General features: G+C 42.5%; 17 protein-coding genes and 2 tRNA genes. 3 read left to right on the plus strand and 16 right to left on the minus strand.

Features of this window, described 5'->3' with window-relative positions; translation table 11 throughout:
* Nucleotides 1-4: 4 nt before the first annotated feature.
* Nucleotides 5-1,420, minus strand: coding sequence for a FemAB family XrtA/PEP-CTERM system-associated protein (locus ACYUCY_RS07585; protein WP_460225866.1), 1,416 nt, complete (start codon nucleotides 1,418-1,420; stop codon nucleotides 5-7).
* 10 nt (nucleotides 1,421-1,430) lie between these two features.
* Nucleotides 1,431-2,327: an XrtA system polysaccharide deacetylase gene (locus ACYUCY_RS07590; protein WP_460225867.1), complete on the minus strand. Its 897-nt coding sequence runs from the start codon at nucleotides 2,325-2,327 to the stop codon at nucleotides 1,431-1,433.
* Nucleotides 2,328-2,721: 394 nt separating this feature from the next.
* On the opposite strand from ACYUCY_RS07590, the gene ACYUCY_RS07595 reads away from it, so the two are divergent.
* Nucleotides 2,722-3,810, plus strand: a complete 1,089-nt coding sequence (locus tag ACYUCY_RS07595) for a glycosyltransferase family 4 protein (protein WP_460225868.1) — start codon at nucleotides 2,722-2,724, stop codon at nucleotides 3,808-3,810.
* Nucleotides 3,811-3,828: 18 nt separating this feature from the next.
* On the opposite strand, the gene ACYUCY_RS07600 is transcribed toward ACYUCY_RS07595, so the two are convergent.
* Genes ACYUCY_RS07600 through ACYUCY_RS07625 form a run of 6 tightly spaced genes read right to left on the minus strand, consistent with a single transcriptional unit; the run spans nucleotide 3,829 to nucleotide 10,720 of the window.
* On the minus strand, nucleotides 3,829-4,830 hold the full coding sequence (locus tag ACYUCY_RS07600) for an ExeA family protein (protein ID WP_460225869.1): 1,002 nt from the start codon (nucleotides 4,828-4,830) through the stop codon (nucleotides 3,829-3,831).
* Nucleotides 4,831-4,843: 13 nt separating this feature from the next.
* A complete protein-coding gene (locus ACYUCY_RS07605; RefSeq protein WP_460225870.1) occupies nucleotides 4,844-6,196 on the minus strand; it encodes a porin family protein in 1,353 nt (450 codons plus the stop codon).
* Nucleotides 6,197-6,212: 16 nt separating this feature from the next.
* Nucleotides 6,213-7,046, minus strand: a complete 834-nt coding sequence (locus ACYUCY_RS07610; RefSeq protein ID WP_460225871.1) for a CpsD/CapB family tyrosine-protein kinase — start codon at nucleotides 7,044-7,046, stop codon at nucleotides 6,213-6,215.
* A 19-nt stretch (nucleotides 7,047-7,065) separates the two neighbouring features.
* Complete coding sequence (locus tag ACYUCY_RS07615) at nucleotides 7,066-8,595, minus strand: XrtA system polysaccharide chain length determinant (protein WP_460225872.1); 1,530 nt, start codon at nucleotides 8,593-8,595, stop codon at nucleotides 7,066-7,068.
* A 6-nt stretch (nucleotides 8,596-8,601) separates the two neighbouring features.
* Nucleotides 8,602-9,237 carry an XrtA/PEP-CTERM system exopolysaccharide export protein gene (locus ACYUCY_RS07620; protein ID WP_460225873.1) on the minus strand — a complete coding sequence of 212 codons (636 nt, stop codon included), beginning with the start codon at nucleotides 9,235-9,237 and terminating at the stop codon, nucleotides 8,602-8,604.
* A 49-nt stretch (nucleotides 9,238-9,286) separates the two neighbouring features.
* Entirely contained in the window at nucleotides 9,287-10,720 is a 1,434-nt protein-coding gene (locus ACYUCY_RS07625; protein ID WP_460225874.1) for a TIGR03013 family XrtA/PEP-CTERM system glycosyltransferase, read from the minus strand.
* A gap of 997 nt (nucleotides 10,721-11,717) precedes the next feature.
* On the opposite strand from ACYUCY_RS07625, the gene ACYUCY_RS07630 reads away from it, so the two are divergent.
* Both ACYUCY_RS07630 and ACYUCY_RS07635 read left to right on the plus strand, forming a co-directional pair.
* On the plus strand, nucleotides 11,718-12,998 hold the full coding sequence (locus ACYUCY_RS07630) for a nucleotide sugar dehydrogenase (RefSeq protein WP_460225875.1): 1,281 nt from the start codon (nucleotides 11,718-11,720) through the stop codon (nucleotides 12,996-12,998).
* A gap of 27 nt (nucleotides 12,999-13,025) precedes the next feature.
* On the plus strand, nucleotides 13,026-14,033 hold the full coding sequence (locus ACYUCY_RS07635; protein WP_460225876.1) for an NAD-dependent epimerase: 1,008 nt from the start codon (nucleotides 13,026-13,028) through the stop codon (nucleotides 14,031-14,033).
* Nucleotides 14,034-14,379: 346 nt separating this feature from the next.
* Here ACYUCY_RS07635 and ACYUCY_RS07640 read toward each other — a convergent pair.
* The 8 genes from ACYUCY_RS07640 to ACYUCY_RS07675 all read right to left on the minus strand — a co-directional run bounded on the left by ACYUCY_RS07640 (nucleotide 14,380) and on the right by ACYUCY_RS07675 (nucleotide 21,488).
* Nucleotides 14,380-14,456 (minus strand) — tRNA-Arg (locus ACYUCY_RS07640).
* A 125-nt stretch (nucleotides 14,457-14,581) separates the two neighbouring features.
* Nucleotides 14,582-14,671, minus strand: a tRNA-Ser gene (locus ACYUCY_RS07645).
* Nucleotides 14,672-14,981: 310 nt separating this feature from the next.
* Nucleotides 14,982-15,176: a carbon storage regulator CsrA gene (gene csrA, locus ACYUCY_RS07650; protein ID WP_460225877.1), complete on the minus strand. Its 195-nt coding sequence runs from the start codon at nucleotides 15,174-15,176 to the stop codon at nucleotides 14,982-14,984.
* A 264-nt stretch (nucleotides 15,177-15,440) separates the two neighbouring features.
* Nucleotides 15,441-16,664 carry an aspartate kinase gene (locus tag ACYUCY_RS07655; RefSeq protein ID WP_460225878.1) on the minus strand — a complete coding sequence of 408 codons (1,224 nt, stop codon included), beginning with the start codon at nucleotides 16,662-16,664 and terminating at the stop codon, nucleotides 15,441-15,443.
* 54 nt (nucleotides 16,665-16,718) lie between these two features.
* A complete protein-coding gene (gene alaS, locus ACYUCY_RS07660; protein ID WP_460225879.1) occupies nucleotides 16,719-19,328 on the minus strand; it encodes an alanine--tRNA ligase in 2,610 nt (869 codons plus the stop codon).
* Between the two features lie 678 nt (nucleotides 19,329-20,006).
* Entirely contained in the window at nucleotides 20,007-20,357 is a 351-nt protein-coding gene (locus tag ACYUCY_RS07665) for a histidine triad nucleotide-binding protein (protein WP_460225880.1), read from the minus strand.
* A 58-nt stretch (nucleotides 20,358-20,415) separates the two neighbouring features.
* Nucleotides 20,416-20,613, minus strand: coding sequence for a Trm112 family protein (locus ACYUCY_RS07670; protein ID WP_460225881.1), 198 nt, complete (start codon nucleotides 20,611-20,613; stop codon nucleotides 20,416-20,418).
* Nucleotides 20,614-20,654: 41 nt separating this feature from the next.
* Nucleotides 20,655-21,488 carry a M23 family metallopeptidase gene (locus ACYUCY_RS07675; RefSeq protein WP_460225882.1) on the minus strand — a complete coding sequence of 278 codons (834 nt, stop codon included), beginning with the start codon at nucleotides 21,486-21,488 and terminating at the stop codon, nucleotides 20,655-20,657.
* Between the last annotated feature and the right edge of the window lie 11 nt (nucleotides 21,489-21,499).

Consider the following 21,499-nt stretch of genomic DNA (forward strand, 5'->3'; position numbering starts at 1 on the left):
ACAATTAAGGCAAGTTCTTGACCAACATTGGCCCAAAAAAGTTAGCGATAAATAAGGGTAGTCTCTTCCATACCGCAATTGCCAACTTAAACTTAGGGTTATCAGGGCTCAAGTTTGGCAACGCTTCCCCTGCAGGCATCCAATAATACCAATGATGGTCCACAGCTATCGCACCCCACTGCTTTTTAAAGCGATAAGTTCCTGAATCTCGACTGGAACGACCAAAATCAAAATAACCAAAGTTCTTTTTGATCGCAAAGCCGAGAATCTGCCTATACATCCACATATTTATATTCATTGGGTTAACGCGGCGCAGAGTTGAAGCCCATGGAATTTCCATTAGCTCTTTATGTCCCAATAAAAACGCGCAAGCAACAGGCCGCCCATCTATCTTCACGACTACCAAGGTAGCCGCTTCTTTGAAAGTGCGTAACAGATTCAAAAAAAATGATTTACCATATACCGGAGTACCGAGATCACGCATATTTTCGCTAAACACCCGATAAAAATCGTCTAGCAACTCCGCACCACCAAACCTTACTTGAGGCATACTCGGCAGCGCTTGTTTTATCTGTGCGCGTAATTTGCTACCAATAGCCTCATCCAATTCACTTTCACTTTTCGAAAGCTTCAGGATCATTGATACTTTTTTTGATTGAGAAGGCCAATCATACTTATCTGTAGTCGTTCGTATCTCTAAATGACTCATCCCTTTATCGCGAGCAATTTCAGATGACTTTCTTAATAATGTTTCAGCAATTATTTTGCTGTCAGCCAAAGGGCCGCCATAGTTAAAAAAAGGTACCGATATACCATAGCTACCAAATATTCGGCTATTTAACCAAACTACCGGTAGAACTCCACAGATCTTATTATTTATTTTTGCCGCCAAAAAAATGCACTCGTGTCCGAATGATTTTTCAATAGCTAACTTCCATTCATAATAATGATAGATACTTGCATTCGGCTTTCCGTTGACATAATCGTCCCACTGCGTTTTCTCAGAATATTCAACGAGTCCTACGTCAATATTCTCCTCAGTCGCTTCGGAGCCGCCTTTCACTTCCAAAAATTGAGCCGGCAATAACGATTCTTTCGGAGAATCATCATGTCGATCAAAATAAGCTGAAAATATTTTTGTCTTTTCTTTATAAACACTCTCAAGTTGATTAAGTGTGCTCGACAAGGTTTTCATTTCCAACTTCAAACTGGAAAACTTATCCGGATCATCCTTCGCGTCTTTAAACAATCGGGCACACGATTGCTTTTGGTCTTTCGCCAACTTAATTGTTTTTTTTAATTCAGCAATTTCATCCGATATTTTTTTTATAGCGATGCGATCAGTATCACTATATTTAAACGAGTGCTCTATTTCGTAAGCGGCTATCTTTGCATCGATATTTTTAACAGGCTTTATCACTCTTATCACTTTAACAAGTACTAAAACTAAATTTATTCTCGACGTTGAGCGAATCAAGGCTTTCTTTAACCGTCCCAAAATCAAAATCTTTAAGTAGTTGATCCAACCGAGGAAGGCACCGAGACAAGTTGGTGTAATGTCGAAAATTTGATTTAAGCCCCGCGCCTGGGATGCGTGGCTGCTGAGGATCTATTTCCCAAGGGTGTAAATAAAAAATAACTGGCTTTCGGTTATTTTCACTCGCCCGTTTGAGTAACCAATGAGACAGCAAATAGGGATATTGCCTAAAGTACCCGCCTCCCGCCGCTGGGACAGAATATCCAAACACCTGAGCAGTCGTGAGCGGAAATTCCGTAAGCGTATTATTATTACTTAGTTGAATTTGATAAGGGCTACGCGGACTGCTAGGGACCCCATAGTTATCATGGTAAACCGGAAAAATGCTTGAATCCCAAGTGAAGCCTAGCTCAGATAATATATCCAAAGCCCATAGTGATTTTTTTGTAATCGAGTAGCTCGCCGCTCGATAACCAATAATAGGCTCCTGCACCAAGTCTTCAAGGATTTGCTTTGAACGCTGGGTTTCCTCTTTGAAAACTTCCGGCGTTTGAGAATAAACCAATTGATGAGAATATCCGTGAGATGCGATCTCATGACCTTGCGCAGCAATCTCCTTTATTAAAGTAGGATTACGCTCAGCCACCCAACCTAGAATAAAAAATGTACATTTAATGCCGTGGCTTGCAAACAAATCTAGAAGGCGTTGTGTGTTATCAACCACACGAGAGGGCCATTGCTCCCATTCGCTTGGCTTAATAACCTTATTGAATGCCGCAACATGAAAATAGTCTTCTACATCTACCGTCATCGCATGTTTAATTGGTCCGTTTACATGGCTTGCTGGCACGAGTTGCTTACCTCTTTTAGATCGGCTGGGCACACTGCCCAAGAATTGCCGTATTCTACTATATCTCCGTAAAATCGCGACCTTGGTGTGCGCTGTTGAATCGGCTCAAATGGCTATTCATCTACCCAAACCAAATGACTCATCATCTAACAAAACGATCCACCGTGATTATCGATAAACCTTCTGTCACCAAGCAACGTTAAGGTCAACTTCCCATCATGCCAACGGAATATCACTTACCTAAGTCATTCACTCCTTCGAAATTTTTTATCTAGCATATGACGAACGGCTGTGGAATGTGAATCACGGCAATTGCATAATAGCGCCGCGTTACAAGATGGCTTTGTCGAAATAAGCTAAACACACAACAGCAAAAACTAGGACAATCACCGACATGAGAATAGGACTTTTTATCGATACCGAAAACATCGGTGGCGCAGAAGTGATGGTCTTGGAGCTCGCTTCACTTATAAAGCAATCGAAAAACACGCCTGTCTTATTACATTTTGGTAACGAATATATTAAGAACTACGCCGAGAAACACCATATCGAAAGCCATGTCGTTCCCTTCACTCAACATTACAAAAAGATGAGCGCATTGCCTCTATATGCATTATCAATTAGAGCGTTTTTAAAAAAACTTTCGCTTGACTGCCTCCACTCACATCTTTACGGCCCAATTATCGCCATGGGCCTAGCGAGCTTTTTCGCTGGCATCAAACATGTGGGCACATTGCATGATGTGTACACCATCGAAGAACGCGAATCACGTATCTACCCTCTTAAATTAGTAAGCTTCCTAGGTACAAAGCTCATAGCGGTTTCAACCCCAATGAAAAAATATTATGACGATATAGGCAGGTTTTCGCCTAGAACAATCACTCATATAGCGAATTTCGCACCCTCACTTCAAGCAATAAATGATCGCAGTCAATTAAGAAAAAGTATCGGCTTAGAGGCTCAGCATAAGGTAGTTTTTTCCGTTGGGAGACTCGTCGAACTCAAACAATTTGATATTCTAATTAGAGCCGCGAAAAACCTGTCTTCCGATACTAGAGTTGTTATTGTTGGTAACGGTCCCGAATGCCAGAAATTGGAGAATTTAGTCAAAGAGGAAAATGTTAATGACCGGATAATTTTTCTGGGGGAACGCGATGATGTAGAACAGCTTTTGCAAGTTGCCGATGTGTTTACCTTAGTCTCGCGTACGGAAGGGCTTTCAAGAAGTATTTTGGAAGCTTTATCAGCGGGCCTACCAATAGTTGCTTCAGATGTTGGCGGAAATTCAGATTTAATTGAAAACGATAAAAACGGAGTCTTGATAAAACTAGAACAAATAGACACCGTAGGGAAAGTGATTCAACAACTGTTAGAAAACAATGAAAAACTTCAAACAATGGGATCAATAAGTTTAGAACTTTCTAAAAGTAAATTTAGTAGTGAAAATTTTATTAGGCAACACCTAGCTATTTACAAAAATTAGCCTTTGGATACTTCTACATTATTTTATTTTTTTAACATTATCCTTGTCCGCAGAGAGAGTTCGTAAGCTACCCGCGATATCTGCTAAATGATGTTCAACCAGCGCTAGCAGCTTAGTGAAATCGTGATTTTCTTCTCCGTTTACAGGTCCACCTTTAGGCATTTCAATTACATTATTACGGTAATTAGAATTTTCGTCTTTTTGCGCAGCTGGTGGTGTCGTTTTCCAACCCAATTCACCCCGCGCCTCATCAACTTGTCTCGATGATATCGCATAAAAACCATCGGCGTATCCACATGTTAGCGCCGTATCAGCCAAAATATTAATTAAACGAGGCAAACCTTCGGTGTAGTCATAAATCTTCTTAACCGCATCCAGTGTAAAAATTTCTAACTTTTGACCCGCTTTGTTTACACGAAAAGTTATATATTCCTTGGTTTCATCAAAATCCAAATGCGTTAAATGGAACCTTAATTTAATCCTCTGATTCAGCTGTTCTAAGGCCCCGCTTTCAACAATTTGTTTTAATTCAGGCTGACCACAAAGAATAATATTAATGTTTGATTTAGAATTTAAAATATCGATTCCAGCCAACAACCTGAGCTCCTCTAGCGTTTCTCGCGAGAAACTCTGTGCCTCATCAATCACCAAAACGACATTTTTGTCAGACTTAAGAATATAATCATTCAAAAGTTGAAATAATTTTGGTTTTGGAACTTCCTCACCATCAACCAAGTCTAGCTGCTCAGCAATCACATAAAGCAACTCATAAGGTGATAACTGTGTTTGATAAATGGTTACCACTTTTGCGGTGGTCGGCATTGTTCGCAACAAATGTTGCAGCAGGATAGTTTTACCGGCACCTACGTCGCCAGTCAACATAGTAAAGGTATCTTTGTTCCACAACGCATAGTTGAGATAAGTAAAAGCCTTTTTGTGCGCCTTACTTAAATACAAAAAATCTGCATTTGGTGCGATTTCAAAGGGCTCAATGGCAAACCCAAAATGCTCTAAATACATATCAAATACCTACTCATCTTCCTTTTGGAAAAAACTCAAGCCCAAATATGGCTTTCTTTTCTTCGATTTCATTTTGAGTTTGAGAACCTTCCGCGTTTCTCGATCCAACCGTAAAAGATATCGTCCATTTTTTTGATAAATTATTGTCAATACGAAGACTTATATCATTCACACTGTTTTCTTGGTCGGTAATACGAAACTCATTTTTTTCGTGCTGATAATTCAACGTTAATACGAGCCTATCGCCAAGGAAACGTCGATCAAAGCCCAACTGGGCACCTAAGTTTCTTTCGTCATCCAATGTGATGTTTTGGATCTCGTCTACGGACTCGATATCTTGACCGAAAACCCTGAAATGAACCCCAATGCTTTCCTTCACATAGTCGTATTTAATTTCTAAACGTTCTTCTTTCGCTATTCCATTTGCAAACGCTGACTGATTGTTTGCTTGCAACTGCACAAGGTTATTGCTTACGCTGACATTCACCGCTTCACTAAAACCTTTTCGGTACAACATGGTTAAATCGCTAGTCTTATTTATTTTTCGACCCAACGAGAAGCCAATTAAATTCTGGTACGCATCATCATCATTTGCGTCAATTGCCCTTTGTCGACCGAAATCCAAGCTATAATTTGTCAAAGTGCCAGTTTTAATTACCCGTAAAAATAACGCATCCTGGTCAAACTCTTGGTTAGTGCTATCAAATTCAGTAGTAGCATGGGTCGCGACCAGCGACCAATCTACGAATCTGGATATTTTATTCTGATAACTTAGCTCCGTTGACGACGAGTTATTAGAAGAGTCTAACTGAGTAGCATCTTCAACGTCCTCCTTCAAATCAGTGTAGGTATACTTAGTTGTTATTCTTGATTGCTCGTTCAGCCGAAAAAAATATGACGGCGAAACTGTAAAGACATTTACGTCACTCGTATTATTAACACCTTGGACGTTTGTTCTATCGGCTTTAATCTGTTGTAAAGAATCTAGTATCGACAATCTAAAATTGTTTGTACGCGGCTGGACTAAAATACTAGCATTAATATTTTTAGTGTCGTCATCATCCAAATCAAAGCCTGACTCATTAACACTATATTTTGTTCGACTTAAATCAGCGTCGATTGATGCGGCGACTACTGCTGTTTGTTCCGTTTTCAGATCAAAACGAACGCCATTTTCCCAGGCGTTACCCGATGGAGGCTCGAAGTTTACCGGTCCTTGGATATCAGCTAACTGTGAAACATTATCCGAATACTGATAGTTCGAAAAAAAACTATAACCAATATCAACTCTGTCCGCGTTCGCGCTAACGCTTGAAAAGACAAGAAAACCGGCTACAAATACCTTTTTAAAACTACGTGAGTCCACTGTTGAGGAGTTTCCCTTAGAATTGATTTAACACGACACCCGCGAGCTTATTAGCACCAATTGCATTCGCCGCTTCCTTTATTTCTTCTCGTGTGCACAAACCATAGGGGACAACAAGAACAACCTGGTCACAAAGATCTAGTAGAATTCGAGTATCCGCAGAATCCTGAAGGCTCGGAGCATCTATTATCGGAAAGCGTTCAGGGTACCTGGCACTCACCTCGCTCACGACCTCCCTCATTCTGTCAGAAGTGAAATACTCCGCGGAGTTTTCACGACTTTTACCACTAGGAATAAACCGCAACCGTGGAATTCCCGTTTCATGCAACACATCGCGAACGGAAATTTCATCAGACTCCAAACATTCCATTAGCCCTAAGGAACTTGGATCTAGTTCAAATAATTTGCCCAGTGATGGAGAATGCACATTGCCTTCGATCAAGAGCGCAGTTTTGCCCTCATCAAACGCAAAAGTAGCGGCGATATTTGCGGAAACCAAACTGCTCCCACCACCAGATACAACCGAAGTGACAAGGGTTACAAAATTTCGATTACCAGAAATTGATAACAACTTAGTTCGCAAGTTTCGATAAATATTTAACAAATCCTTATCTTTCATGCGCGGATAAACTAGGCGCTTGTTAGCCAGCTCAATATCTGACAACAAATTACCCTTGTCAGTCATTTTCTTAATCTGGTTACGGACCGATACCAGCTCTTTTAAATCATCGCCGGTTTTTTGAGGAAGGCCGCCAATGTTTCTAGTATTTTCGGAATCAGTATCGCCTTGAGCCCCTTGCGCAGCCTGCTCTTTTAGCGCTTTCGAAAATGCCGTTTCTAATTTACTCATTTAGTAGAGATTCCATTGATTAACTGTTAACACGCAGCCAGGCGGCATAAGCATATAGCCCCCAACTTAACAATATCGCCAACAGAATAACTGACTTTTTAAAAGTATGGATATTGTACTCAGTAGGCGTATTCATGTGATAAACCGACGCTAAGATTGGCAAGCCCAAAGTTTCACTGACAACGCGAGTTGAACGAACTTTTTGGTCAACTAGAGTTAAAGCAAAAATTAACCCTATTGGAAAAACGAAACTGAATACCACCCCAGCAGCCATAAAATGCATCAACCGGATACCCATAGGAGTCAAAGGTAATGCAGCAGGCTCTTGGATCTTAAACGTTAAACCTTGATTTTCTTTATCGATGTTCATTGAAATTCTAGCGGATTCGCGATTTCGAGATAAATCCTGATAAACACCTTCATTCGTTTGATAATCTCGCGTTAACTCAGCTAGCTGAGCTTCAACGCTATTAATTCTTATAATTCTATCTTCTTCTTTGCTTAGTAAAACTTTCGTTTCTTCTAGACGGGCATTTAAGGAAGCAAGCTGAGTTTCCGTATTTGACAATTGGCTTCTCAGCTCTTGATATAACAAACTCGTGGTCGCCGCTCCACTAACACCTGATGCCGCTCCCAATCCCGATTCGGATCGCCTTTGTTCTTCTAATAAAGCCTGTTCGATCGATGCAATCTGGGTCTTAATTTTGACAATGTCCGGGTGCGCATCGAAAAACTGCAATCTTGCATCAGCCAGCTGCTCTTCAAGACCTGCTAATCGTTTTCGATATTGTCCTTCACGAGTTAAATTTTCCGTAATCGCCGCCTCACCAGATAGCTGTTTTTTGAGAGTCTCATGCTGAATTTTTAACTCTCGGATTTCTAGCTTGGTTGCTTCCATTCGGTTTCTTAAATCCAAAATCCTTGCACTAACTTCAGCCTTTGACCCCGGTCTAGCATCAAAATTTGCTGAGTTAAACTCCTCAAGTGCGCTTTCTGCGGCCTGCAATTTTTCAAGATACTCTAAAACTTGGCGATTGATAAACTCGTAGGCTTCACGACTTTCTTTTTGTTTAGCCAACAGGCTTTGGCCAATAAATACCTCTGTCAAATTCTTCGCGACTGTGTATGCATGCTCTGGATCAGTATCACTAAAAGCGATGCGTATTAAATTTGGTCCTGCGCTATTAATCTGAGAAGCACCTTCGATATTAGCGATGACGCGTTCTTTCTCCAAGTCTGTCAATTTGCTTAAGTCCCAACCACTTTTTTCAAGAACTTCGCTCATTGCTTTACGGCTAAAAATCACTTCCCTCGCTAACTTAGCACGATCCTGAACATCGGTAGTCACCGCCGTACCTTGCATCAAAGGCTGAAGAATATTTTGCTGATCTACCAGAATCGTACTTGACGACGCATAAACTTTAGGCCAAAACCAGCCGGCAGCCAAAAACAACACACTCGTTAGCAAGTAAACAACAGCAAAAACCCGTCGCTTTTCCCAGATCTCTCGACGCAATAATTTTAATAAATCAAGAATTTCTGCATTCATATTTTCTTAAAACACTCGCTCTGGAACAGTGAGAACATCACCAGGCAATACCTGTACGTTAGTACTCATTTTGCCCTTGTTCATAATATCGGTAAGCTTAATCGAAATTGTTTGAACACCTTCGTCTGTTTGCCTATACAATTTCGCTCCGTTCCCAGAAGCAAAATCATTTAATCCACCAGCGACCAAAACAACATCTAAGACAGTCATCCCTTGGCGATAAGGCAAAGAAACTGGACTCTTAACCGCCCCTGCAACTCGCACTCTAGACAAAAATTCGTGACTAAGAAGATTCACTAGAATAACCGCTACTTGCGGATCTCTGATAAAGGAGTTCAAGCGCTGCGTAATTTCTTCAGCAACTTCTTCAGGAGTTCTGCCACCCGCCAAGACTTCTCCTACGAGGGGAACTGAGATTTTTCCATCCGGTCGTACCGGCACAGTGATTGATAACTCAGGATTTTTCCAAACGCTTACTTGAACTTGATCATCAACACCGATGCGATATTGATCAACCAGCATACCACTCGATTGTAGCGATTGACTTCCTGTCGCTACCGGAGAACTTGGTGAACTAGAGCAACCAACCATAATCACTAACGAGACCACGATTGACACAAAAACTGTTTTAAATCTTTCCATTATTAATTTCCTACCCACAGATAAGTTTATTTCTCAATACTAAAAATTATCAACGTGCGCCTTTACCAAGGACTACGACCTCAATTGTTTGCAACAAGACCAGCATATCCATAAACAACGTTCGGTTTTTGATATAAAACAAATCGTACTGCAATTTGTTATAAGCGTCTTTTTCACTAGCACCATAGGGGTATTTGATTTGTGCCCAGCCCGCCAAACCTGGTTTAACACGGTGTCTCAATCGGTAATAACGAATATTTTTTTCCAATTGCTCAACAAATTCAGGGCGCTCTGGCCTCGGGCCAACAACGCTCATATCGCCTCGAAGAACATTAAGTAGCTGCGGCACCTCATCGATACGAGTCTTTCGAATGAACGCGCCGACTACAGTAATCCGGTCATCATTTTTACGCGCCCAAATAGCTTTTCCATCCTTTTCAGCGTCAGTCCTCATGCTTCTAAATTTCAACAAATCAAATTCGGTATTGTTCAAACCAACTCTTTTTTGTCTATAGAAAATGGGGCCACTAAATCCGCTTTCCAAGAAAATTGCTAACGCGGTGATCAACAAAATTGGAGAGGTGGCAATCAAAATAACCAAGCTTGCCATCACATCAAAAGAACGCGCCGCAAATGCTCTTAGCCCGCTCGCCCCATAACCTTCTGAGAAAATAATCCAACTCGGCTGTAAAATATCCAGATGCAACATTCCACGCTCTCTTTCGTGAAAAGAAATGAAGTCGATAACATCAATTCCCGAAAGTTTGCAATCTAACAGCGCCGCCGTAGGTAAGGTATTTCGGCGATCTTTAATCGCTACAATAATTTCATCGATGCCATGTGCTTCACAATACGCTAACAGGCCGTCTTCTGGGTTAACGCAGTAATCCTCGGGCACAGCGATGACATCCCCATCCGCTGGCACAAAACCTTCAATGATGTAACTTCCGTTAAAAGGCATCAGGCAATTTTCGCTACCTTTCTCTTGGCACATCAAACCCGCTGCAGGCTCACCTGCACCATAAATAAGTACGCGTCTACGCAGCACACTACTATCCACAGTGCTGTAAAACACCAGACGAATGATCGAGAGAACGACAAAACTGGTACCGAGGCTATAGGCCAAAACACCACGGCCCAAGAGTAAGAAAGGGAAAATATAATAGATAATCATCAAACCCAGCATGCCGATGAATAAACTAATCGCAACACGAAAGGAAATTCCTGCAAGCAAGAATCTATTATTAGGACGCTGAGCCTGGTATTGGCCCATAGCAACGCAACCCAACAATAGGATGGCTGCAGAGACAAAAGCACTGGTGGGGAAATGTTCAAACTGAAGATGAACTGGATTCCATGCAATTTCACGAAATCTCAAGTACAAACCGATGTAACTACTCGCGAATAGAACACCAAACTCAAATATCATTAACAGTAGAAACGGTACGCGAAAATGATATTTTAAAATTTTAACCGTCGTCATGATGGTCGTCTCCTAATGTTCCCCAATTTCCATGCTCAGAAAAAGCGATTATTTGAATAATGCCTGCAAACATCTAGAATGCAGATACCTCCAAAACCAAATTTCAATTTTGCCTAATTTCTCAATTTACGCTACGTTTCTAACTAGCGGCCTTTACAAAAGCCAATTTATTAAGATTCGTATTGGGCAATTTTGCCCCCGTACAAACTAATTTGCTCAGGATCAGGTTGCCACTAACTAACTAATTAACAAAACTACCTGTCACATTCACGCAATTGGCGCCTATTCAGAAAATAATAAAATAGGTTGATTACATAAATATTTACTATCGAAATTCTGAGCGACACTGTCCAAAACAAGCAAATGGACTTACTAAATCTAAGGGGCAAATTTGCTGCCCATATGGTCACGCCAAGGCCCGCGATTCTATCATATTTAGATGAAGCTCACGACACCTATATCGACATTCTTAGCCGCTTATCAACAGATAATTCAAACGTAAATATGCCTTTCTAGCCTGATGGTTTTTTATTCATCAGAAACAGCAAGTAAGGGCAGAGTGATCAGAATCCACATTAACAATTAGAGACGAATCTAAGTTTACGGTCATCACTTTTCTGACGACATAGCTCTTCAAGGAGCTAAACGCACCCAAACTTTTTCAATCGTTTTGTTTTTAGCCAAATCGACTAGATAGCTCTCTTCCACAAAACAAAGAGTGTGCTTGTGGTGAAACTTAACGGAAGGGACCACAACAAATTCCGTCTGACAGTCGCGTCATCCTTAACCTAACGCAGTGGGTGCGAATGCTACCCCATTTTAGCCACTCCAGCAATTATCCATTAGGGATCAAGTGGTTATAATGACATCAAACTTTCATGCCAGCAGGTTAGATTGGTCGGCAATCGCTACAATCTATCGACAAACGATGCGCCAATGAGTACTGGTTATGGCATACTGCGCCGCAATTTGAATCGCCGATCTTAAAGGGAAACTTGTGGACAGAAAAATATCAGTTATTGGGCTTGGATACGTTGGCTTACCGGTTGCCGTTTCATTTGGTCTTTCACATGAAGTCATTGGGTTTGATGTAAACCAAGCCAGGATCAAAGAGCTCAAAAATCATATCGACTCCACTCTGGAAGTCAGCACCAGCGAACTGAAAAAAACCAACATTCGCTTCACCTCAGACCCAATTGACTTAAAGCAAGCTGATTTTCATATTGTCGCAGTCCCAACGCCAATAACAGATTCAAATCAACCCGATCTCACCCCCCTGCTTCGCGCCTCTCAAACGGTAGGAAAACAACTAAAAAAAGGCGATATCGTGGTATTTGAGTCTACGGTATACCCCGGCGCCACTGAAGAAGATTGCGTACCGATCCTGGAAGCTGAATCCGGATTAAAAAGCGGTGTCGATTTCACCGTCGGTTATTCCCCAGAGAGAATTAACCCAGGTGACAAAGAACATACCTTCACGAAAATAACCAAAGTAGTTTCTGGGCAAGATGCGAGAACCTTAGATATTGTTGCCGAAGTATATAGTTCTGTCGTTACAGCGGGCGTTCATAAAGCTCCATCCATCAAGGCAGCGGAAGCAGCGAAAGTTATCGAAAACACCCAAAGGGACTTAAACATCGCTCTGATGAACGAGTTGGCGATCATTTTCAAACGAATGGATATCGATACTCTAGACGTGCTCGAAGCTGCTGGCACCAAATGGAATTTCCTGCCCTTTCGCCCCGGCCTTGTTGGCGGGCACTGCATTGGAATAGACCCCTATTACTTGACGCACAAGGCGCAAAAAGTAGGCTACCATCCCGATGTAATTTTGGCTGGTCGCCGCACCAACGACTCGATGGGGCGCTATATAGTCGGAGAGATTGTTAAGCAAATGCTCCTTAGAGATATTGCTGTATCAAAAGCGAGGATTGCAGTACTGGGACTCACCTTCAAAGAAGATTGTCCAGACCTTCGCAATTCCCGCGTCGCAGACATTATCAAAGAGCTAAAAACTTACGGCCTTGAAGTCCTCGTTCACGATCCTTTAGCCGACCCGAGCGAAGCTAAACATGAATATGACGTGGATTTAGTTAAAGACAACGAGCTCAAGAACCTAGACGCGGTGGTTATAGCTACAGCCCACAAAAGCTACCGAGAATTACCCGCGAGCGACTATAAAGCAATGCTGACGTCCTCGGGCATGCTATTCGATGTGAAAGGTGTTATCGATCGCCAAGCAGCAAATGATTCCGATCTCGCTTTATGGCGACTTTAAAAAATAATTTTCCGCAGAGACATTAAAATGAAAGTACTTGTTACCGGCGCCGCCGGTTTTATCGGTAGCCACCTCTGCCAACGCCTATTAGATCGAGGTGACGAAGTTGTTGGAATTGACAACCTTAACGATTACTACGACGTAAATTTAAAACTTGCTCGCCTCAAAAGAATTGAAGAATCAGAAACTTTTACTTTTATTAAGTTAGATATTGCTGATCGCGACGGTGTCGAAGCGCTTTTCGAAGAACAAAAATTTGATCGCGTCGTAAACTTAGCGGCACAAGCAGGCGTCAGATACTCAATCGAAAACCCTCATGCTTATATCGATGCAAATATTGTCGGATTCTGTAATATTTTAGAAGGCTGCCGCCACAACAAAGTCAAACACCTTGCTTACGCTTCATCGAGCTCAGTGTACGGCGCCAACAAAGCGCAACCTTTTTCAGAACATCATAATGTCGATCATCCAATTGCCTTATACGCCGCGAGCAAAAAAGCCAACGAGCTAATGGCTCACGCCTATTCTAGCTTGTATGAGTTACCAACTACTGGATTGCGTTTTTTTACTGTCTATGGCCCTTGGGGCAGGCCCGATATGGCTTTGTTTAAATTCACCAAAGGAATTCTCGAAGAAACGCCCATCGATATCTACAACAACGGCGATATGATTCGAGATTTCACCTATATCGACGACATCGTAGAAGGCGTTGTTCGGGTCTTAGACAATACAGCGAGCGCCGATAAAAATTGGAACGGAAACGATCCCGACCCCGCAACAAGCTATGCCCCCTATCGCGTATACAATATTGGCAATAGCAGCCCAGTGAAACTAATGGATTTTATCGAAGCCATTGAAAAAACCGTTGGCAAAGAAGCGATTAAAAATTTCATGCCTATGCAAGATGGCGATGTACCATCAACCTGTGCTGATGTATCCGCTTTGCAAAATGATGTTGGCTTCAAACCAAACACCAGCGTTGAATTCGGCATCAATAAATTTGTGAATTGGTATCGAGATTATTTTAAAGCGTAATCCCATAAAATCTTAACTGAAGCTAAAGCTATCAAAAAAGCTCAACTAACGGTTGGGCTTTTTTTGTGGCATAAGACATTTATTGATTATTGAGATTTATTCGAGCAACAACATGATCTAGCGCATTCACCGTATCTAAAAACAAAAACGGACAAAGAAACCGGTTGTTTTATATTTGGCGCACTCGGCAAGGATTAATTCGTGCCGTCCTGGCACTTACCCTTCGGGCGGCTACGCTTCTCTTCGCCGTTCAAAAATGCTCCGGCATTTTTGTCGAACCTGCTCAGTTTCTCAAGCTACCAAATACCACAAACAAAAAAACCGGCAAAAAGCCGGTTGTTTTATTTGGCGCACTCGGCAGGATTCGAACCTGCGACCCCCTAGTTCGTAGCCAGGTACTCTATCCAACTGAGCTACGAGTGCTTTAACTGTGTGTACAGCGAGGCGCGTATACTAGTGACTTGGGAATTTCGCGTCAAGGACTAGATCACCTATCGTTCCTAGAAATAAAAAAGGTCGCAGTGGCGACCTTTTTTATTAATTAAACATGGCGGAGAGAGAGGGATTCGAACCCTCGATCAGGTTTCCCCGATACTCCCTTAGCAGGGGAGCGCCTTCGGCCACTCGGCCATCTCTCCAGGAGGGGCGCGATAATACCACAACCATTTCAAAAACATAGACTTTCTGAGGCAAACAATAACATATCGAAATACAACAGAAACTGAGGAATTATCTTTTGTAAATCAGCGAAATTTTTCGCTCGGTGGCAGGAATAATTTAGGAAAAAAGAGGCTTTTAGGATTTAAAGAAACTACCGAAAGGATGATAACTGAAACAATAATATAGCCGTGTTCGCGTTTGATCTGGCGGCGGTTATCACTTTTGCTAATGAATTTTGAGCTGAGAGATAACCACCGGACCGACTAAAAAATAAATAACTTAATATTATTAGTCAGACTGATTTCCAGACTGATCTTGTTTTTCTCGTTGAATGCGTTGGTAAATCTCTTCGCGATGCACTGCTATTTCTTTCGGTGCGTTAACACCTATTCGAACCTGATTACCTTTCACTCCCAACACCGTGACAGTGACTTCGTCGCCAACCATCAAGGTTTCGCCTATTCGGCGGGTTAGAATTAACATCTCTTTCTCCTTCGTTCATCCTGTGAGTGCAATGTTTACTACGAACTGTAATAAGCATTGTTATATGACCTTTCCTTATCCCAAATTTTGCACAAATCCCCATACGATATAACCGTATTAAGTGTTGCCCAGCCTGGAAAAAGAAAAATCTAGCAGCTTAGTTATTAGAAGTTTTTTATTATGCTGCTTTTAGTTAATTATTATGTAGATCAGCGCATTGTGCTAAAAAATGGCGGCAAAATCCACCTTTTTCAACGAAATCGCTTAATTTTCATCCAGATCAAAGCCGGTGTGTAAACTCCTTACTGCTAACTCTAGATAGCGTTCGTCAATAATGACAGAAATTTTTATCTCCGACGTAGTAATCAATTGTATATTTATGTTGTCGTTTGCAAGAATTTCAAACATTTTGGCAGCAACTCCAGCATGAGAACGCATACCTACACCAACTAAAGAAACTTTCGCAATTTGATCATCGGTAATAATTTCCTTCGCGCCAATTTCTTTAATAGCAGCATTCAATACAGCTGTCGCTTTTTGCAAATCATTTCGATGCAATGTGAAGGTTAAATCGTTTGTATTGTTCGCTGCAGCATTTTGAACGATTACATCTAGCTCAATATTAGCATTCGCAATTGGACCAACAATTTTCGATGCCACACCCGGTGAATCAGGAATTCCAACCACCGTAATTTTTGCTTCATCGCGATTGTACGCTATGCCGGATACAAGCGGTTGTTCCATAGAGTCATCTTCCTCATCTAATGTTATCAATGTGCCCTCACCCTCTCCAAAACTAGAAAGGACTCGTAACGGTACTTTATACTTTCCCGCAAATTCAACAGAACGAATTTGCAAAACTTTTGAACCTTGGCTGGCCATTTCCAGCATTTCTTCGAAAGTAATTTTTTCTAGTCTTTTCGCTTTCGGAACCATACGAGGATCAGTAGTATAGACGCCATCAACATCGGTATATATCTGACACTCATCCGCTTTCAACGCGGCAGCTAAAGCAACACCGGTTGTGTCTGAACCACCACGACCTAAGGTTGTGATATTCCCATCGCAATCGACACCTTGAAATCCAGCAACAACTAAAACTTTTCCGGCTGCGAGATCACTTTGCATAGCTTCTACATCTATGTGCTGAATACGCGCTTTGTTGTAAGAATTATCCGTTAATATTTTTACTTGATGTCCTGTATAGGACTTCGCCTCACAATTGCGTTTGCTTAACGCCATAGCTAACAAGGCAATAGTGACTTGCTCACCAGTGGAGACCAAGACGTCGAGTTCTCGCGGCTCTGGTTGCTCTTGAATTTGCTTTGCTAACTCAATCAACCTATTGGTTTCTCCACTCATCGCCGAGACCACAACGACAACATCATGCCCTTCGGCCTTAAATTTTGCGACGCGATCTGCCACAGCCTCGATCCGTTCAGCTGACCCTACCGAAGTTCCACCAAATTTTTGTACATATAACGCCATTATTTACTCAACTTAAAAATTGTAAAAAATCTTATGACTTAACATTAATAACTTTTAATCGGCTTGCTCTGAAACCCAACTAGCAACTTCCGATAGTACATTTGGCAAAGCTTCAAGATCATTTCCTCCGCCCTGTGCCATATCTGGCCGGCCACCGCCTTTGCCATCTATTTGCTTGCAAACATGCTGCATCAGCGCGCCGGCTTTAATCTTTGCAGTTTCATTTTTGGTTACTCCCGCGACCAGGCTTATTTTGTCATTTGCAACGGAGGCTAGTAATACCACCGACTTCTGAAGTTTGTTCTTCAGCTGATCTACCATATCTCGAAGCGCCTTTGGGTCGACGCCATCAACAACAAGTGCCAATACTTTAATATCGCCAACATCCACCGCTTGCGAAACTAAATCATCTACTGAAGATGATGCTAATTTCGATTTCAATAACTCAACTTCTTTTTCAAGTTTCTTTTGCGCTTTCACTAATTGGTCGACTTTTTCGACGACCTTACTTTTGTTTGATTTTAATATTTGGCTAATTGAATTAAGTTGTTCCTGTTGCTGATCACAATAAGCTAACGCCCGGATTCCGCTGATCGCCTCAATACGACGTACACCGGCAGCAACACCTGATTCCGAAACGATACGAAACAAGCCGATATCACCGGTACGTTTTGCGTGCGTGCCGCCACACAATTCGACGGAAAAACCATCGCCCATGGATAACACGCGAACTTCACTACCATACTTCTCGCCAAACAAAGCCATCGCACCCTTTTGTTTAGCCTCCTCCATTCCACAAAGTTCTGTCTTAACTTCGGTGTTTGCAATAATCTTCTGGTTAACCATGTGCTCAATGGCTTTAATTTCTTCTTCACTCACTGCCTCTAAGTGTGAAAAATCAAAACGCAATTTTTCAGAATCTACTAACGATCCTTTTTGTGTCACATGCTCACCCAACAATTGCCTGAGTGCGGCATGAAGTAAATGGGTCGCTGAATGGTTACGAACTATCGCCTCTCTCACTTCAGCGTCAACTGTTGCGGTAACCGTATCGCCAACGGACAAGGTTCCTGATAACAAACCGCCAACATGTAAATGATGAGTACCACTTTTTTTACAGTCACGAACTTCGAATTTCGCATGGTCAGTGCTAATAACGCCAAAATCACCCACTTGCCCGCCAGACTCACCATAAAACGGTGTACTGTCTAAAACAATTGCGGCATTAATCGTTTCACCGCTACTTGCACACAGGCTTGCAACACTTTCATCGCCCACTATGATCGAAACTATCTTTGCCGCTCCGGAAAGATCGGTGTATCCCGTAAAGTTGGTACTGCCCTCAATCTCAGTTTGCTGGGTATAGTCCACGCCGAATTGGCCCGCTTCTGACGATCGCTTACGTTGCTCCTCCATACACAACTCGTATCCAGGCATATCTAGCTGCAAGCCTCGTTCACGAGCTATATCGTTGGTTAAATCTGTTGGGAATCCATAGGTGTCGTACAAAGTGAAAATCACTTCACCTGGAATGGTGTCTCCGCTTAGCTTCTCCAGCGCGACTTCTAACACGCCCATACCCTTTTCCAAGGTTTTTGCGAATTGCTCTTCTTCCGCTAACAACACTTTTTCGATATGGGATTGTTGCTTGACGAGTTCTGGATAAGCCTCGCCCATTTCTGCCGCTAAAGCTTTTACTAACTGATAGAAAAACGGTTCTCTTTTCCCTAACTTATCGCCATGTCGTACAGCGCGCCGGATAATACGGCGGAGTACATAGCCTCGCCCCTCTTTGGAAGGCACAATCCCATCGGAAATTAAAAATGCACAAGAGCGAATATGATCCGCGATAACCCTTAGCGACTTATTCGCCAAATCTTTGGTTCCAACAACACCCGCAACAGCGGCTAATAGATTCTGGAACAGATCGATCTCGTAATTACTATGGACACCTTGCATCACGGCAGCAATTCTCTCCAAGCCCATACCTGTATCCACAGAGGGTTTTGGCAAATCCTTCAAACTGCCATCGCTTTGCCGCTCATATTGCATGAACACCAAATTCCAGATCTCGATATAACGATCTAAATCATCGTTTTCACTACCGGGAGGACCGCCAGGCACATCTTCACCGTGATCGTAGAATATTTCCGAACATGGCCCACAAGGCCCGGTATCGCCCATTTGCCAAAAATTATCTTCATCAAGGCGTGAAAAACGATTGGGGTCGATGCCAATTTTCTTTTTCCAAATATCCGCGGCCTCGTCATCGGAAACATGCACCGTTACCCACAATTTGTCTGCCGGTATCTTTAAGGTAACGGTTAAGAATTCCCAGGCAAAACGGATCGCGTCTTCTTTGAAATAGTCTCCGAAACTGAAATTCCCTAACATTTCAAAAAAGGTGTGATGACGAGCGGTATAGCCTACATTTTCGAGGTCATTGTGCTTCCCGCCAGCACGAACACAGCGCTGCGAGCTTGCCGCTCGGCTATAGGGGCGCTGATCTCGGCCAAGAAAAACATCCTTAAACTGCACCATTCCGGCATTAGTAAACAAGAGAGTTGGATCGTTTTGTGGAACCAATGAGCTACTAGCGACAATGCTATGTTGATGTTGTTCGAAGAACTGCAAAAACGCAGCGCGAATCTCTGCGCTTTTCATAGGGATTTATCCAATGTTATGCCTGCTTGATCCATTGACAAAAAGTAAGGTCTAGGATTTCAAAAAAAGGCTGCAATGGTAGGGTTTAGCGCCTCTTTACACAAGAGCCTATAAGGCTACAGGCCAGGAAATTGTTGATAATTCTCATTATGCTCATATTTGTAAATCTAGGTGAGTGGTAGCGCGATCATACCGTTCTCCTGGTAGTGCTGGGTCCTGATCTTTACTGGGCTTTAGTAGGAGCGGAAAAGGATTTACCGGGCAGTTTTTAAGATCCGCCATCAGGGGCAAACTCAGGCGTTAAAGTCGCCTAACGTCTTATTCGAAATTCCTATAAAACAACCCTAGATGGAAATAAGGAATGGGCATATGATGACCACCACACGATCTTTCAGTTTTCATTCAATATAAAAATAAATAGAGATGGAGATGCGACATGAGTAGTGGTTTACAGCCTGGTGACGGGCAAACTCTCAAAACCCTTGGACTATTGGTAGTCAGCCTATTAGTGGTAATGACAATATTTATTGGATTGTCGCTAGCGCTTTAAATCCCACCAAACTGACGCTTCGAGACTAACTTCGCCGTATTGCGTGCTTCAATATATCGCCACTCTAGGTTTATTGACCAGGCTTTGCTGTGGCTAAAGATTATTCGGCGACTTGTTATAAATCAGGATTAAAAGCCTAGGCCTGATTCCTCGAATGTCTTGTTTGCCAAGATATGTATATGCAAGTGAAAGACGGTCTGACCCGCGCCACTACCATTGTTGATCACCACTCGAAACGCGTCTTCAATGCCCAGCTTTTTGGCAATGACATTTACCCGCCCCATAAGATACCCAAGCAATTCATGGTCAGCCTCTTCGGCATCGACTAATCGGGGAATGGGTTTATTGGGGATCAGTAACACATGAGTTGGTGCTTGGGGAGAAATGTCTTTTATGCAGATACAACGATCGTCTTCATAAACGATATCAGCAGGAATCTCTTTATTAATGATCTTTGTAAAAAGTGTTGCTTCGCTCATTCGCTGCCCTTTTCTATCGCTGTAAAGCAATTGGTTTATATTCCTTAAATTGGGAATCTTAAGCGCTTCTTCTGCGCTGCTTTTCCTCTTCGGTCAAGGCCCTCGCTTCAGCCTCAATCAAAACAGGAAAACCATTCCGAATTGGGTATACCAAGCCGCTTGCCCAACAAATCAATTCATTATTTTCCTTATCAAACTCTAACGGCGCTTTGCTCACCGGGCAAACCATCAAAGCCATCAATTTTTTATCGATCATAGCCAACTCTTTCCTATTAATTTAATCATTCTCGTTTTTTTCTATTCAGGCATAGGGGCAACGAGTAATTGTGGGTCAATTCGATAATTAAACCAATTCATTCGCCAATCCAGATGCGGACCTGTTGCCCTACCCGTCGCACCCACTTCAGCAATCGGGTCGCCCTGTTTAATTTCGTCACCATCTTTGACCAAAATCTTGCTCAAATGAATAAATGTCGAGGATATGCCGTGGCCATGGTCAATGATCAAGGTACCACCGGAGTAAAACATATCGTCGTATGCAAGACTGACAACACCGTCGATAGGCGCCCGAACTACCGTGCCGGTGGGCGCTGCTATATCGACACCAAAATGTGGCGTGCCTGGCTTGCCGTTATAGACGCGTTGGCTACCGTAGACGCCAGTGATTGGGCCAAGTAAGGGCCATTGAAATTCCTGTAGGAAATGGCGCGCGGGCAAATCCAAGCGTCTCGCCTTCCTGGTTAGCGCGCTTTCTTTATTGATTCTTGCAATTTGTTCCGGTGGAGGATCTACGGTTTGCTGGGGAACACCGTTAACACGTTGAATATTATATTGTCGCTGTTCGACCTTGAACTCATGGGTGCTTGAACTGCCGTCAGGATTCGTTACAGTAATTGCCGCTTTCGGTTTCGCATCGCGCCCAAGCCCAAAAACGAAAGTGCCGTCTTCTCCGACACTCACATCTCGATCTAAAAAACTAACTTTAGAACCCGGCTCGACACTGCCAATCAGCATTCTGCCTTGAATCCAATCCCCTTTAATTTCGAGAGCGATACTCAATTGCGGTATGGATAATCCCATCACGATCGTGACTAGAGTGACGAAAGATAATAGCGCTTTTTTGCAGATCATTATCAATACTT

The organism is Aurantivibrio infirmus, from assembly GCF_054767315.1.

Bases quoted from the DNA above. Each gene is read 5' to 3' on its own strand.
- csrA (WP_460225877.1), bottom strand. From the start codon at position 15,176: ATGTTAATTCTAACCCGCCGAATAGGCGAAACCTTGATGGTTGGCGAC.
- alaS (WP_460225879.1), bottom strand. From the start codon at position 19,328: ATGAAAAGCGCAGAGATTCGCGCTGCGTTTTTGCAGTTCTTCGAACAA.
- ACYUCY_RS07625 (WP_460225874.1), bottom strand. From the start codon at position 10,720: ATGACGACGGTTAAAATTTTAAAATATCATTTTCGCGTACCGTTTCTA.
- ACYUCY_RS07675 (WP_460225882.1), bottom strand. From the start codon at position 21,488: ATGATCTGCAAAAAAGCGCTATTATCTTTCGTCACTCTAGTCACGATC.
- ACYUCY_RS07670 (WP_460225881.1), bottom strand. From the start codon at position 20,613: ATGATCGATAAAAAATTGATGGCTTTGATGGTTTGCCCGGTGAGCAAA.
- ACYUCY_RS07620 (WP_460225873.1), bottom strand. From the start codon at position 9,237: ATGGAAAGATTTAAAACAGTTTTTGTGTCAATCGTGGTCTCGTTAGTG.
- ACYUCY_RS07615 (WP_460225872.1), bottom strand. From the start codon at position 8,595: ATGAATGCAGAAATTCTTGATTTATTAAAATTATTGCGTCGAGAGATC.
- ACYUCY_RS07595 (WP_460225868.1), top strand. From the start codon at position 2,722: ATGAGAATAGGACTTTTTATCGATACCGAAAACATCGGTGGCGCAGAA.
- ACYUCY_RS07600 (WP_460225869.1), bottom strand. From the start codon at position 4,830: ATGTATTTAGAGCATTTTGGGTTTGCCATTGAGCCCTTTGAAATCGCA.
- ACYUCY_RS07655 (WP_460225878.1), bottom strand. From the start codon at position 16,664: ATGGCGTTATATGTACAAAAATTTGGTGGAACTTCGGTAGGGTCAGCT.
- ACYUCY_RS07610 (WP_460225871.1), bottom strand. From the start codon at position 7,046: ATGAGTAAATTAGAAACGGCATTTTCGAAAGCGCTAAAAGAGCAGGCT.
- ACYUCY_RS07635 (WP_460225876.1), top strand. From the start codon at position 13,026: ATGAAAGTACTTGTTACCGGCGCCGCCGGTTTTATCGGTAGCCACCTC.
- ACYUCY_RS07665 (WP_460225880.1), bottom strand. From the start codon at position 20,357: ATGAGCGAAGCAACACTTTTTACAAAGATCATTAATAAAGAGATTCCT.